The organism is Segatella salivae DSM 15606, assembly GCF_000185845.1.
In the GTDB taxonomy this organism is placed as follows: Bacteria; Bacteroidota; Bacteroidia; order Bacteroidales; family Bacteroidaceae; genus Prevotella; species Prevotella salivae.
The window spans coordinates 1,454,427-1,469,333 of record NZ_GL629647.1 but is presented as its reverse complement, the minus strand read 5'-3'; the positions used below and the strand labels follow the sequence as shown (position 1 = coordinate 1,469,333).

Annotated in this window: 15 protein-coding genes; 9 read left to right on the top strand and 6 right to left on the bottom strand. The window is 36.8% G+C overall.

Annotated features, from left to right (window positions below):
- Positions 1 to 755: 755 nt before the first annotated feature.
- Genes HMPREF9420_RS06125 through HMPREF9420_RS06105 form a run of 5 tightly spaced genes read right to left on the bottom strand, consistent with a single transcriptional unit; the run spans position 756 to position 5,810 of the window.
- Positions 756 to 1,466, bottom strand: a complete 711-nt coding sequence (locus HMPREF9420_RS06125; RefSeq protein ID WP_007134632.1) for a CPBP family intramembrane glutamic endopeptidase — start codon at positions 1,464 to 1,466, stop codon at positions 756 to 758.
- A 51-nt stretch (positions 1,467 to 1,517) separates the two neighbouring features.
- Positions 1,518 to 2,588: a 3-oxoacyl-ACP synthase III family protein gene (locus HMPREF9420_RS06120; protein WP_007134631.1), complete on the bottom strand. Its 1,071-nt coding sequence runs from the start codon at positions 2,586 to 2,588 to the stop codon at positions 1,518 to 1,520.
- A 4-nt stretch (positions 2,589 to 2,592) separates the two neighbouring features.
- On the bottom strand, positions 2,593 to 3,243 hold the full coding sequence (locus HMPREF9420_RS06115) for a hypothetical protein (RefSeq protein WP_007134630.1): 651 nt from the start codon (positions 3,241 to 3,243) through the stop codon (positions 2,593 to 2,595).
- Between the two features lie 4 nt (positions 3,244 to 3,247).
- Positions 3,248 to 3,670: a DUF2141 domain-containing protein gene (locus tag HMPREF9420_RS06110; protein WP_007134629.1), complete on the bottom strand. Its 423-nt coding sequence runs from the start codon at positions 3,668 to 3,670 to the stop codon at positions 3,248 to 3,250.
- Complete coding sequence (locus HMPREF9420_RS06105) at positions 3,651 to 5,810, bottom strand: TonB-dependent receptor (RefSeq protein WP_169309694.1); 2,160 nt, start codon at positions 5,808 to 5,810, stop codon at positions 3,651 to 3,653. The genes HMPREF9420_RS06110 and HMPREF9420_RS06105 overlap by 20 nt, the downstream gene beginning before the upstream one ends.
- Positions 5,811 to 6,061: 251 nt before the next feature.
- On the opposite strand from HMPREF9420_RS06105, the gene HMPREF9420_RS06100 reads away from it, so the two are divergent.
- The 9 genes from HMPREF9420_RS06100 to HMPREF9420_RS06060 all read left to right on the top strand — a co-directional run bounded on the left by HMPREF9420_RS06100 (position 6,062) and on the right by HMPREF9420_RS06060 (position 13,864).
- Positions 6,062 to 6,520: a hypothetical protein gene (locus tag HMPREF9420_RS06100; RefSeq protein ID WP_007134626.1), complete on the top strand. Its 459-nt coding sequence runs from the start codon at positions 6,062 to 6,064 to the stop codon at positions 6,518 to 6,520.
- A gap of 12 nt (positions 6,521 to 6,532) precedes the next feature.
- On the top strand, positions 6,533 to 7,057 hold the full coding sequence (locus tag HMPREF9420_RS06095; RefSeq protein WP_007134625.1) for a hypothetical protein: 525 nt from the start codon (positions 6,533 to 6,535) through the stop codon (positions 7,055 to 7,057).
- Positions 7,044 to 7,487, top strand: coding sequence for a 3-hydroxyacyl-ACP dehydratase FabZ family protein (locus tag HMPREF9420_RS12910; protein ID WP_007134624.1), 444 nt, complete (start codon positions 7,044 to 7,046; stop codon positions 7,485 to 7,487). Before HMPREF9420_RS06095 ends, HMPREF9420_RS12910 begins: the two co-directional genes overlap by 14 nt.
- Complete coding sequence (locus HMPREF9420_RS06085; protein ID WP_007134623.1) at positions 7,484 to 8,473, top strand: beta-ketoacyl synthase N-terminal-like domain-containing protein; 990 nt, start codon at positions 7,484 to 7,486, stop codon at positions 8,471 to 8,473. The genes HMPREF9420_RS12910 and HMPREF9420_RS06085 overlap by 4 nt, the downstream gene beginning before the upstream one ends.
- A 9-nt stretch (positions 8,474 to 8,482) precedes the next feature.
- Entirely contained in the window at positions 8,483 to 9,226 is a 744-nt protein-coding gene (locus tag HMPREF9420_RS06080) for an SDR family NAD(P)-dependent oxidoreductase (protein WP_007134622.1), read from the top strand.
- Positions 9,227 to 9,239: 13 nt separating this feature from the next.
- Entirely contained in the window at positions 9,240 to 10,466 is a 1,227-nt protein-coding gene (locus tag HMPREF9420_RS06075) for a beta-ketoacyl-[acyl-carrier-protein] synthase family protein (protein WP_007134621.1), read from the top strand.
- A 31-nt stretch (positions 10,467 to 10,497) separates the two neighbouring features.
- Positions 10,498 to 10,767 (top strand): hypothetical protein, encoded by a 270-nt coding sequence (locus HMPREF9420_RS06070; protein WP_007134620.1) that lies wholly within the window; start codon positions 10,498 to 10,500, stop codon positions 10,765 to 10,767.
- An 800-nt stretch (positions 10,768 to 11,567) separates the two neighbouring features.
- Complete coding sequence (locus tag HMPREF9420_RS06065) at positions 11,568 to 12,764, top strand: zinc metalloprotease (protein WP_007134619.1); 1,197 nt, start codon at positions 11,568 to 11,570, stop codon at positions 12,762 to 12,764.
- Positions 12,761 to 13,864, top strand: coding sequence for an LpxL/LpxP family acyltransferase (locus tag HMPREF9420_RS06060; RefSeq protein WP_007134618.1), 1,104 nt, complete (start codon positions 12,761 to 12,763; stop codon positions 13,862 to 13,864). The genes HMPREF9420_RS06065 and HMPREF9420_RS06060 overlap by 4 nt, the downstream gene beginning before the upstream one ends.
- On the opposite strand, the gene HMPREF9420_RS06055 is transcribed toward HMPREF9420_RS06060, so the two are convergent.
- The gene (locus HMPREF9420_RS06055) at positions 13,835 to 14,659 is read right to left on the bottom strand and encodes a LytTR family DNA-binding domain-containing protein (RefSeq protein WP_007134617.1); all 825 of its coding nucleotides are present in this window, start codon (positions 14,657 to 14,659) and stop codon (positions 13,835 to 13,837) included. The genes HMPREF9420_RS06060 and HMPREF9420_RS06055 overlap by 30 nt on opposite strands.
- Positions 14,660 to 14,907: the final 248 nt, after the last annotated feature.

Here is a 14,907-nt window from a genome sequence, read left to right as displayed (position 1 = left end):
CAATAAATAATAATTATATTGGAAAAAACACTCTACTTTTCCCCCTTTGGGCAAATAGAATTTGCTCACTTTGGCCATAAAATGATTGACCCTTGTAAAGTCCTGGTGCAGGGGTCAAAGCTGGGTGCCCTTTCCAGTTTATAATGGTATAGCCTATTGGACTGCCATGCCTGTGAAAGTAGATGAAAATTATTATTTTAGTGCGCAATATGGAGGGGCAACTACATTTAATCAAGCTATATCTTTCGGCTACAATATTTGCCCTGTAGCAGATAGGTAAGACTAAGAAGTCTATTTTAATTCTTGATTTGTTAATTCTTATAGCCTCTTATGGGATGTGTTCCATAAGAGGCTTTGACTTATAGAACGCCTATTCTATGCATTTGTTTGCATAGATTTTCTAAATTCTCTTGGCATAGTTTTTAATTGTCTGCCTGTTAATTTCACTTCAATCATTATTCCTTTGTGAACCCTGTGTTTTGATAGACCTTCAAGGCAATTGGTTATGATGTTTAATTAGTTCTTATTTAATTCCAGTTATTATTGATTTCGTCTATCTGGGGAAAATAAAATGATTTGCGGGCCTCCCGCAACTCCCTTCCCGAAAGGTTTGGCATTTCCGCGCATGGCGAAAGTCGTTTCCCGAATGGTTTGAAGCTTTCGCCGTACGCAGAAACATTTGTGAGGAGTTGGTGTGTGTGTTGCAGTTTGTCTATGATTACCTATAATATTTCTTGCTTTATAATGGCATCCATTTATTTGGTAGAAGACTTTTTGTTACATGGATAGTACCAAACGATGAACCATGAGGCGATAGAAAGGATGAGGAGAGAGGTCGTGAGATAATTATTGAGTATTCCATTGTTGTGTTTGAAAAGATTGAAAATGCCATGTAGGCAGGCACATAAGATGAGTGCGTGTGTGTCGTGTGCCACTTGGTCTAAGCCCCATGAAGCCAATAAAAGAATAGCAAAGAAGATGAGTCCATGCATACCTAATGGGAAATTGATATGCCAAATGAACCAGAATGTGGTGATAATTATGACTCGTTTTAATTGATTCAACTTTGAGAATTCACTTGTCAGATAGCCACGCCAGCCCACTTCTTCAAAGAAGGCATAAAGTGTGCAGCCCAAAAATAACAATGTTGTTTTCAGTCCATTCGCTCTATCGAAAATGAGAAATAAGGCTATGGGAAAGGTAAGACAAAAGACACTGCGTCGCCATGATTTCCCAGCGATGGTGCAAGTCCATTTCCTTTTGAAACAACAGGTCACGATAACTGCACCCAAGGCTGGGCCAATACCTTCGCAAAGTTGTAACCATATCGTGTGTTTACTCCCTTCAACTATTGTGGGTAATATGCAAACGGAGACAATTCTGCAAGCAACAGCAACGAGATAGAAAATGAAAAGGGGTAAGTAGGCCTCTATCTTTATGGGTTTGTTTCTCTTTGTTGTATTCATATTCAATGGTATATGGTTTAGATTTGCTGTAAAGGTACGATTTATTTTTCTTTATGCAAGATGATTCATATCCTTTTCCTCATTTGCCATAAAAATGACTTTAGGAATTTTGATGTTCGAAACCTGCATGTTTAATGTTGCCCAAGATAATCCAACTCCATAGCCACAACATGTAATATCCTTCTTGTTTCCATTTAATTTTTCAGATAATCGTGATACAATTGTTATGGGAATAGAGGCCGACGAGGTATTCCCAAATTCATCAAGACATGTTGGAACTTTCTCTTTTGGCAGTTTAAGGATCCTTTGAATGAGGTTCAATATTTTCAAATTAGACTGATGAAGCACAAGATAATCTATGGAATTTAAGTCTAATTTATAGTGTTCATATAAATGTTTTACGGAAAGTGGTACTTTGCTTGTGGCGAAAAGAAAGACATTCATCCCTTTCATCCTTGTTTCAAGTCGTGAATATTCCTTTCCATCCACAGTTTCCTTTCTAAAAGAGTCAGGCGACAAAGGATTCCTACTTCCTCCTTCTGGAACAATGATATCTGCATAACCACTGCCATCAGTGCCAAAATTGAAATAAAAGCCCCTTTCACCTTCTATATATTCTATAGCCGTGGCAGTGCCTGCATACCCAAAAAGCGGGTCGTCGGCCGGATAATGTTTCTTAGCATCCCCCGCAAGTAGAAGTCCTCTTTTCATTTCTCCCGAAGACATTAGTGAGGCGAGTGTTGCCATGCCATAGGTCCAACCAGAACATCCTAAGGATATATCTTCGCAGAAACAATTTTTACTTAGTTTCAAGCGATCTTGGAGAATACATGATGTTGCAGGGAGGATGAAATCCTGTGATTGTGAAACGAATAGCATCACATCAATGCTTTCACGTTCCCATCCCAAATCATCCAACAACTTGTTTGTTGCTTTATAGCATAGATCAGACGTTGTAAGTTCCTCTGACATGTGCCTTTGTGCGACACCGGTGCTCTTTACAAAAGACTCCGCATCATAATGAACGTTATTTACAACGCTGTTTGTATTTCTAACAACGGTTTCGGGTACACACGCCGATATGCCCGCAACCTTTATATTCTTTATTCTTAAAAACGACATAATTTCATGAATTTCGGTTGATATATGAAAGTAGTTCCTTTCCCCATCGAGGTAGAATGGTGTTTTTGTTTTCCTTATTAAATAGCGTCATGATGCGTTCTTGCTCTTGCTGTTGGTTATCAGTTTTCGCATGAAGGAAATTGCCCATCTGCATCTTAAAAACATACTGGATAGCTAATGCACGTGGGTTTTTGGCATTGATTTCAAGCGCTTTCTCACAATTTCTGAACACATTGCTATAATACTTCGGGCCATTGACTTTTGAGTTAAGCGCAATCAGCACATAATAATAATACGCTTTCAGCGCATATATCTCAGACAAGTCTACCTCTTTCAGTTTCTCTGCCTTTTCTATTTGTTTGAAACAATCTTCCATCATGTCATTCTTGTTGTTTCTTGTGAACAGACATGTCTGAATGCCAAGCCAGGCTTGATAGTAATAAGGAATCCAATTGTTTGGATACACGTCACTAATGCGTGCCATCTCTCCCCTTACTTTTATCAGCAAATCGATTGAAATTTGGCCATTGAGTTTGCTTAACGAACTTGCAACTAAACTGTCTGCAGCGATGACTTCTCTTGAAGAAATACATTCTGCAGCATAAGCTTGTGGCATACAAAGGGCAAACATACCCCAAATAAATAATCTTTTCATGTTTCTAATTTTTAAGTTTGATATTTATTTTCTTATTCTTATCCAATTTAAAACGAGTGTTTGAAAATGATGGAAAGCCCTTGGCGTTACGCGAAACTCCATAAGGCTCTAAGGGAACTCCAAAAAGACTGTTCATCGTTTCGTCATCGTTTGTGTCTTGAAACATCTGCACCGAGTATGTCCCTTTAGGCAGTCTGAACACGATTCTTATGGTTTTACTTTTCACATTAGTAACCATTCCCGTGTAATATTTCTTATTCTTGAAGTCTTTCTCATTATTATATATACCGATATACATCTTACCCTTTAGAATTAAGATGTTATTGACATCTATCGTCAGGTAATAACGCGGCCTTACTGCATGAGAATTAATGCACAACAGATTAAAAATTGCGACTAACAATAATTTAGAAATTAGAGATTTCATAGGCATGTGATTTTTTTAATGAAATGAATATTCCCACATAAAAGAATCTATCACGCGATGATTCTACAGGCTTTCTGAGATATCCTCCCGAGAGATGGGGATTTGTTACGTAGGTATAATTAAAGATATTATGTCTGTTAAACAGATTTGTTACTGATGCATAGATAATCACATTGGGGCTGGCTAAATAGCTAACATTGACACCTGTGCTGACATAAGGCTTCGTTAAGCATTGAAGTTTGCCTGGTTTGGTAGGGTTCGTATAGGGCCTTCCACTTGCAATATTCTCTGAAAGTCCAAATATACACTTGATTTGTGGAATACTATATTTCAGAGAAATCGACAGGTTATGGGCTGTAGCATATTGTGGTTGTACTTCATCCACATATTCCATATAACGGCGTCGAGAGTGATTATACGAATAAGCTAAGGTCGTTATGAGATTATTCGATATTGAACCATCCTCTAAGAAGAAGTCTATTCCACAACTCTTTCCCCTTCCTTTTAATGTGATCTTTTGATTTTCCAATAGAGGAAGCTGGGTATATTGTTTCAGATAAGATTCCAGTCGAATGGTTGTTTTAGGAAATTTATATTGAAAACTCATCACATAATGGTTTGAAAAGCTTTGCGCTTTCGTATAATTGCCATACAGATTGTAGTCATCGCCAATCACTTGGCTATAACGTCCGTAGAGCAACGACATCTGTAGTTGCTTGTTGGGAATGTAACTGAGAGAGGCTCTTGGCATAAAGAACACTCCGTTTCCGCCTACTTTGTTTTCCATTCTCAACGAAGCTTTGAGGAAAAAGGTAGAACTAATCTTCAGTTGATTGTCGACAAATGTCCCAAACGAATTATAATCCATCCCTAATACGTTACTTATGCTCATGCTGTTTGAACTTTTTTTATACGAACGTATATAGTTTTCAGCACCAAAAGCAAATCTGTATCTGTCTGAGAAGGTCTTGGAAAGACGAGCTTTAAGATGTGTTTCTAACTTTCTGTCTACATATTCATCATGGGCAATCATTGCACCTTGAATCACCTTTCGAATCCAAGACCCTGCTACTCCAGTAAAAAGACTCCAACCATGACTGAAATTTTGTCGATATACACTATTGATATACAAGTTGTTTTCGTGCATTCCGAGCCTACGTTCATAGATGTTGAAGTCAGAAAATGGTATGTTATAGCTGAATTCTGTGTGATCAAATCCAACATAAGTCTTAATATTACACGATGACGATGGTTCAACCTTGTATTGTGCTTCACCTGAAATCTTCCTGAAAGGTGTGGTCCAATCATATTTGTCAGGAAAGAGTTTATCGTATAATTTCAAATCCATATATTCAGCATTAAAAGATAACGAACTGGCCCGAAAGCTTTTTGTTCCACCTGCAGCCATACTCAATGGCGAAAAGTTTAATCCAAATTTATCATGAGTTTGTATATCTGTTGTTTCCATTGGTAAGACCGAAGATAATGCCTGTCCATACTCACTATCATATCCACCAAGTGAAAAGTTAATGCCTTTAAATAAGAATGGTGAGAATCTACTTCTGGTAACTGTATTGTTGGGTTCTGCATCATAAGGCTGTAAAACGTGCATTCCATTGATGAACACCTGACTTTCAGAGCTCTCACCACCGCGAACATATAACTTTCCATTTTCACCGACAGTTTGAACACCCGGCAATGCGTGAAGAGAAGCTATGATATCACCGCACGAATTGCCTGACATTACAACGTCAAGTGGCTTGATTGACTTCACCTTTTCAGTCATTCCAAAATTAAAACTGCTGGCAACGATATCCACGTTGTCAAGTGTAAAGGACTGAGGTTTCATCTTTATGGTTATATTTTTGTTTGTAGGGATGCTAATCTTCACCATACAATCTGTATAGCCTACATAAGAACATTTTAAAGTAGCAGTACCTTTCATGGTAGTCTCAAAGGTGAAGTTCCCTATGCTGTCACACATACAACCTTCAATAGTACCATAGATATATACGTTGGCTCCAACTAAAGGTTCTCCTTCTTCGTCGCAAACATGGCCACGAATAATGTTTAGTTCTTGAGCCATAACACCGAAACAAACCCAAGAAATAAGTATGGTTAATAAATAATTTTTTGTCATATACATTTTATTTTGATTGTTGAACCCACTACAAAAGTATATAAAAAAAAAGCACTTCAAAATATATGTATTATACGTCCATATTTGTCAGCGAATAACCAAGGTCGTTTGTGAATGACTAAAAAATGTAGTCAATGGATAACCTCTGTTATCTCCTTTGTTGCGAACGCCGAAAGCAGTTTGTGAACGACGCTCAATGCGTTTTCTAATCAAATAAAACAAGTTGCTTAGACAAATAAAAAAAGCCTTGCATGACATTTATTTTTTATTTTATCTTTACGGCAAACAAAATTAGAAACATGGAAAAAGAACGATTTTCAGACACCTTATTAAAGGTCGCAAACAAACAAGTAAAGGTAGAAATACTAATTAACAAGTTATTATCTACAGAGGCAGAAGAAATTGCTCCGGCTGAAAAATTGGCTTTGCAAGCTTTTTGTTGTGCGCTGATGGCCGATACTTCAAAAAACTTTATGCAGATTAAACAATACTTGAATGAATGTTGTGAATATTTGAATAAAGCTTTTGCTGTAGATGCTCAGTCGTATGTTTGTCGTCTCATTAGAATATTGATAGAAAAGAATATGCATGATGCTACGTTTGTAAGTCATATTGATGATGATGCTTTATTCCTTTCTTCTTATTCTAAGAAGGTTGAAGATGGGTATAAGCAGCTGGCAGATTATGCCATAAAAGATATAAACTCATAATACTGATAACCAATGTTGACCATTTATGCCATAGATATCCAAGACAGCAAGTCGAAGCACATCATAGCTCACAGACTGCTGAAACAGGTGCTTACTTTAAGCAACCTCTCTGAAAATCTGCTGCAATCAGCAAAGCGAACACGTGGCGGAAAACTATTGGCAGGCAAACATTACATTAACATAACCTATACTGATTCGTTTGCTTTCATTATGATCACAGAACAATCCTTTGGAATTGATGCCGAAACACTAAAACCTGTAAGTACACAAGTAAGGTTGTTGTTGTCAAACTTGTTATCGATCAGCATATCAAATGATTGGGAATTTTATAAGGCATGGACTGCTATGGAGTCTGAAATAAAGTATTATGATGACAAAGGGCTGTTTGATGCACTCACGGGAAAATTGAAAAAGAATCATGCTCTGCAAACCTTTCATGTAATGTATGAGGGTAATTTAATCGCAATAACATCAACAATGAATAACATTAAGACTCAAAAAGTCTTATTCAAAAAATGTAAAGATGAAACAGTATAATGAAAATGCCGCGCAGTATCTGCCACAAGCAAAACCCATGATGATGATAGACAGGGTGATAGAATCGGATATTGAGAGAAACATTATCACCGAAAAGTGTGTTACATTGGATGATATCTTTTTCCAAGGACACTTTCCTAACCATCCCGTTGTTCCCGGAACATGTCTCATTGAAATGATGCTTCAGTCTTGTGGCGTGCTCTTGACACTGCGAAATAAAAAGCGTCTCAATGTTGATTATGTCAAACCAGGAATTGGACATGTTGCAAAGATTCTCTCAGCAACGTTCTTTCGTGAGATAGCTCCTAATTGTACCATTCGCTTTAAGTGTTATATGGAGTCAGTAATCATGAACTTTGCCGAATTCAGTGTAGTTGCAACAGTTGATAATGTGTTAGTAGGTAAATCTAAATTTGTTCTTGCTGTATGAAACAGAATATTTATATCACAGGATTAGGGCTTTATACTCCGCTCGGATATGGCAAAGATGACACGCTGAAGAAACTGCGCCAAGGTGAAAGTGGATTAAAGGTGAAGAGTCTTTGGGAGGGCATTCCTCCATGCCTTATAGGCGAATTGCCAGAGGTTTCATTCGATCAATATATTGATTGGAAAGAACCTTTCCGCCCAACTCCTTATAGCCAACTTTTTATTTTAGGCTGTTTAGATGCTATTAAAGATGCACAAATTGCTGAAAAAGATTTAGAATCTACGGGCTGTATCATGGAAACCTGCTTAGGTCCTTCAGAAAGTGTGAATGATTATATGAAAGAACTTCTGTTCAAAAGAAAGGGAATCATTAGCCCCATGAAGTTCACACGCACTGTGTCAAACACGGCTTTAGGGGATGTTTCTCGATATTTCAAACTCAAAGGACCCAGTTGTATTCTGTTGACGGAGTCGTCTGTGAGCTACGCATACGACTTGATAAAACTCGGAATGGCTGAGATCATTATTTGTAGTGCCATCGATGTTGTTACTCAAGAAGTCATATTACTGAAAGGTCATGACGGGAAACTGCTGTACAATGCGCATGATATCGACAAGATTCATGAAGATACTAATCATGGTTTCGATGCTTGGGCATCGGGTTGTTGTGCAGTTGTTCTTGAGTCAGAAGAGAGTTTGCAACGAAGAGGAACTAAAGCTTATGCACGATTAGTATCTTGTCAGGAAAGGCTTGAAGTTGATAGTGTATGTGCTCCCCCAAAAATCATCAACGATTATAAGCAGTTTAGTGGGAATATGTTTTATGCAAGCACACTATTCGGACTTGCTGTAGCCTCCTTATCGGTAAAAAATGGAGAATCATATCACGTCGGAGAGAAGAGTCATAAGGTTAAAAGTCAAGAAGTAGTGGTCTATTCCAAACGAGATGGCGACATGAGTTCCTTATTTATCATCGACAATAAATAAATTAAAACTATGAGAAAGATAATATTAGTTACGGGAGGAGCCAGAGGTATTGGAAGTGAAACGGTAAAGCAATTGTTTCATTGTGGCTCTAATGTAATATTTACATACAAGCATTCTTCAGAGGAGGCAGCACATCTTTGCCATGAACTCAGCGGTCAAATGAACGAGACACATTGGGTGAGGGGTTTTCAATGTAATCTTGCTGAGATGGAAAATGTGCAACAAATGGTAAGGGAGAATAAGGAACTCTTTTCGCAAATAGAGGTTATTGTCAATAACGCTGGGATGATTTCTCACGAGCCTGAGTTTCTCATTATGGCTGATATGGATAATTGGTGGAATGTATTGCGTAATAATATTGCATGTGTTGTGAATCCCATTCGCATCATAGCCCCTTTTATGATACGAAGGAAAAGTGGACGAATCATTAATGTTTCATCGATTTCAGGGCAGGGTGGAGATCCCGGACAGTCTGCTTATGCAGCATCAAAGGCAGCAATATCCAATCTTACGAAGTCGATAAATAAAGAACTTTCGAGTTTCGGTATTATTGCAAATAGCATATCTCCTGGACTAATTGAAACCAAGATGGCTGAAGAGATAACACCTGAATTCCGGAAACTTGTGGTCGATGGGACGCTTCTTAAACGTTCGGGGAAAGCTTCAGAGGTTGCGTCTTTGATTACTTATCTGGCACTTGACGCCCCCTCTTATCTTATGAATCAAAATATTTCCATATCCGGTGGATTATAAATCGTAGTATAAAATGAATGGTACAAGTATCAATGATTCGACAAAAGTTGTCGTTACAGGCATAGGGACCTGTTCTTCTTTGGGACGTAATGTAACAGAGACTGAGGAGAATCTTGCTCTAAATAGGGTTAACTTCAAGGATATTCCTGAATTTAGATTTAAGACAGAGAATCCAATTCTTAGGATAAGAAAGTGTTTTCAGATACCCGAAGAGTCCTATTTAGCTTATAAGGCAGAAGATCTTTCAGTGATGTATCCTATGGCAAAGGACTGTATTCAGCAGGCAGTCTCCTCTGCTGGGCTAACAAAGTCAATTTTACAAGAAGCTAAAACATCCTTTTGCATCGGTATGTCTGTAAGTACTACCTTCGTCAGAGAAAAGGTAATTTACGAAAGATTTATGAATAATTCGGAGGCTTGGGACGAGATTCGATATACGACGCCAGTCTTAGCATCAAAGATGGCGAAAGACTTTGGAGTCAATGGAGTAGTGTCTGTCATTTCAACGGCTTGTGCTTCAGGAACCAATTCCATAGGAAGAGCTTTTGATTTAATACGGAGTGGTAGGGCAGATTATGTCATTTGTGGGGGGATTGACCTTGTGAGTGAATTGGCGTTTAATGGATTTAATTCGCTATTAGCACTTTCTCGAGAAAGATGCAAGCCTTTCGGGATTGAACGAGATGGAATGTCTTTGGGCGACGGATGTGCGATGTTTGTACTCGAATCCTATGAATCGGCGAAGCAACGAGGTGCAACGGTTTATGCAGAAGTTAAAGGTTATCATATTCTTAATGAGACTTATCACCCTACATCACCTCATCCGGATGGTATCTATGCATTGAGTTGTATGAAATCTGCACTTGAGATGGCCCACCTTAACATTGAAGATGTCGATTATATCAATGCTCATGGGACAGGAACAAAAATTAATGACTCTTCTGAATTTAAGGCTATCAACGATTTCTTAGTCAATCGTCAGGGTTCCTGTTGGGTCAATTCAACCAAAGGTCTTACGGGGCATACGCTTGGAGCAGCTGGAAGTATGGAGGCATTGCTTTGCATATTGAGTATGAAAAACAATATAATCTATGGAGATGGAAGGGACTATGAGACGCTTTGCTCATCGAAAGTTGATTATATAAATCAAAATCTTAACGACATATCTGTAAATGTATGTGTATCGAACTCATTTGCTTTTGCCGGAAATATGTCAAGTATCGTTTTATCAAAAATATAAAAACCCAATTAAATCTAAAATGTAATTAGTTATGGAAAGAAAAGAACTAACTGAAAAAGTGAAAGAGTGTATTAAGTCAAGTCTTTCAGATGTTAAGGCAGTTGACGAACTTAATGACGACACTCCATTGATAGCAGAGGATGGAGAGACTGGATTGTTCGACAATTCATTATGTGTTCTTGAAGTAACATCGGGATTGGTGACAGAATTTGAAGTTGATCCCGCTATATTCAAGAAGGAATCGTTTAAGAATGTGGCTACATTGGTTGACACCATTGAAGAAGCATTGGGTAAGAAATAAAAAACTTTGATACAAGTATAATAACCCTTTAATTTTTAAAATTATGAAAGAAACAGACATCAAAAACTTGGAAGTGCGCTTAGAACCAGCTGTTACTGGAGCTGTCCACTCTATATCTTTTAGTTGCTAAGACGTGAGTGATAGCAAAATTCTTTGCTAATTGCCATGATCCTGGTCACAAGGAGATTTGAAAAACAACATGTATAACAAAACTTAATAACAACAATTATGAAAGAAACCGATATTAAGAACTTAGAAGAGCGTTTCGAACCTGCTTCTGTTGCAGTTAGTAAGATTGATGTAATCAACGTTTCATGCTAAGCGATAAAATGCTTGTATAGGACAAATCTTTTTGTCCACACAAACTTCCCTTACGCTAAAGTAAGGGCAATAGTAAACAGTGTGTATAACAAAACTTAATAACAATAATTATGAAAGAATCTGATGTTAAGAATTTAGAGGAGCGTTTCGAGCCTGCTTCTATTACAGTTGATGCTTCTGATTCAGCTATTGTAAACAGCTAAACAAGAGGACAAGCTTGTATAAGTAATTCTTTTTGATAGCGTGAATGTTCCTTTTGATGAAATGGAACGAGTAATATATCACATGTATAACAATTTTAATAACAACAATTATGAAAGAAATTGATATTAAGAACTTAGAAGAGCGTTTCGAGCCAGCTAATGTTGTGCACGTTTCCTTAATTACAATTAACTGCTAATTGCACGTAGTAGATTGATCGTATCAAAGTTTTCAGCCAAAGGGGTAGCCTTACCCTTTTGGCTATAATAAGTTTAAGTATGGAAAATATCCTTAGAAATTATGATTACCATATCATCCAACGACAGAAGGATGAATATATCTTGTGTTATCAAGAGGAATATTATCAGGTAGGTTCTCTTGTATATCTGATTCTGTTATATGGCAAAAAGTCTAATTCTTTAGAGGAGATAATCTCTCACCTTCATAGAGATGATCTCACCATCGCCAAGCTTAAGAACATCATTGACGCTTCTATCATCCCTACTTTTCATGTAGACGAAACCTCGAAAAAGAAGAATGAAGAGAGCAAAAAGAATTATTGGTGTCGTTATGAAATTGCTTCTACGGGTAAAATTCATTGGCTTATTACATGGTTGAAGCCTCTTTTTGGCCAGCCATTTAGTTATATTCTCGGATTGTCGATATTCCTTAATATAATATTGTATGCGTTTTTACCAAAAGTTTCATTAGATGGTAGAACCTATAATATTATTGTTGACATTGTCGCAGTATATGTAATCTATCTGATGATTCTGTTTTTTCATGAGTTCGGGCATATTGCTGCAGCGCTCAAAGCAGGATTGAAAGAGCGGTGTGTAAACTTTGCAATGTATTATGTCTTCCCTGTTTTATACGTTAAATTGGATGATACCTGGACAATAGATCTAAAGAGTCGCACGAAGATTAACTTAGCTGGCATTATGATACAGCTGTTGTTAAACCTCCCTATCTTAGGTTTGATTCTTATATTCAAGGGAAATCAGGTCTTAACGCAGATTTTATACATCTCGTTCTTAATGAATATAGCTACCATTGTATTTAATTTAATTCCCTTCATGAAGTTTGATGGTTATTGGATTTTATCTGATTTGCTCAATATTCCCAACCTCATTCAGGAGTCTAATAACTGGTTGAAGTCTTTCTTTGTTAAGCCAAGTCCCTTTGCTTCAAAAGGAATAGAAGTTCAAGGATTTAAGAAATTCATCTTCGTTATTTATTGTTTGTGTAAGCCTTTATTTATCATCATGCTCTCATTATGGGGAATTATCTTCATCACTTACATCTCTTTCCATAGTTTTTATGTTGTTTCCAATCTTAATTATATGGAGATGAATGTTGAAACTTTATATTCTTTAATCCCTGATTTATGCCTTATTGCACTGGCAATCACGGCGGGTGTGAGATACTCAAGACTTTATTTTAAATACAAAAAAACAAAGAAACAAACCTTATGAATATCGTTGAAATTAGAAAACAAGTTGTAGAGTTCGTTGAAGAACAGGTAGATAAAATCGTTCATGAAGAGAAAGCAAAGTATAAATTGTTGCATTTCGCCACGATGTCTCATAATCTTTTTAACTTCATGCCTAAGTTATCGGGGAGTGAACATTGGTCTATTTATAAACGAATTCTACGAGATAGAATTTTATCTATGAACAACGACTACTTCCTTACTTTCAATTATCAGGCGATGATGAGGAATCTTAGTAAAGAGTCTCTTTCTCCTTATCTACCAGCAATTATTGCATCGTTTCATTTCGGAGACCGAACGGGATATTTTTTTCCTATTATTCGTGAAAATCTTAATGTCGCTTTACTCTCTGGATATGCGGGCGAAGGATTGATGAAGAAACAAGAAGAGACCGACAAACAAGTTGCGTTTACAAAAAGATTCTATCCTCAGAGCACTACAAAGATAGAGTTATTGTCATACACCAGTAAGACTTTGTTCTTTGATATGATTAAAAAGATCAATGAAGGTTATTCTATCATGTGGTTCCCTGACTGGACTGATAAATACGTAAATCCTGAAGAGTGTGTAGAAGTATCATTCTTAGGAAGACAAATCTATATTCCTAAAGGTTTGGCGCTCTTCTCTTTGATGTCCAAGCGACCAATTATTCCTCTCTTCTCTTTCTATGATGAAGAGATGCAACCTGAGTGTGTGATCGGCGATATTATTCAACCAACAGGCACAATGCTAAAAGAGTATATCGTCACTGCAACGCAAAAATTATATGAACAGCTTGAAAACAATTTAGCACAATACTATGATCACTGGGAAGGATGGTTTAATATTCATCGGTTTACCACAGGGAAAGAGACGGTGTATGATTACGCTATTCCGGAATTAAATCATAAGAATGTACACAAATATAATATCAACACCTGCCTGTTTAACTTTAACAATAATCATTTTGTGATGAATAGAGTGTCGGGAAAGATAATAGAACTCGATGCAGATATGTTCGATAAGCTACAACAAAAGCAGTTTGACACGCTGCCTAATGACGACCTTCGTGTCTTATATCGAAATGGTATACTCGTCGAGTAGATTCTTCATCTTTAGCGTATACTGCCGAGATACAGGTATAACTGCATTACAACATTTCAAGTATAGCTTGTAACCATTAGAATTTCCCTCTATAGCGTCAATGTATTTAATGTTGATAATGAACGAACGATGACATCTAACAATGCTCTCATCACATACATTATTCTCTATACTACTTATGGTTGCACGCAAATGTTTTTCACGTAACAGTTCGTCATGCATAAAGTAAATATAAAGTGTACTGCATCTTATCTCAGCATAAACAAAATCATTTGAGGATATGGTTAGTTTCGAATTACCTACCATGTCCTTGATAGTGATCATGCGTTGTTCTGCTTTTGGTTTTGCTTCTATGTCATATTTGTCTATCTTCGATTTGAGTTGAACATACATAATTGCAGTGAATGTGGGGAAGAGGCCTACACAAAGCGTAATCTTTAACCATAAAAGATAAGCATCTCCGTTTAAGGTGATAGCACCTATAAACACAGTAAACAGAAAGTTTAATGTCGCAATAAACAACAGCAGAGCGAAGATAAACCCTATCTCGTATAAGACAATCCAGTGACTAATCCACTTCAAGGATAGCTTTTTAATCAAACTATTGAATACATGCATGCTAATAAAAGTCACACCTCCGTATCCTAATGCCGGAAATATGGCATAATGGCGATAAACACCAAATGAAAAAGGTTGTAAGAAAAGTAATATCATAGTGACACATAACGATATTACAATAATAACTCTCTTTTTCAGTACAATCACAGGAAACTCTTTCATGAAAACATTTGCCATGGCATATTTTATTTTTTTAAGTATCTAAATACTTACAGTCTATCTTAATTGTCGGTCGATAATATGGATATTCACTTACAAAAGCTTTCTATTCCAATGAGTCAAATATACAAATTTTCTCTTGTTGATTGTAATCTTTAGTTTGATTTTTAATATTTTATCAACAATATTAACATTATTCATTCGCTAAAATAATAAAGATACTTATTAAATGTAAGCATAATGTTGAAAAAGATAACGGATTCTTA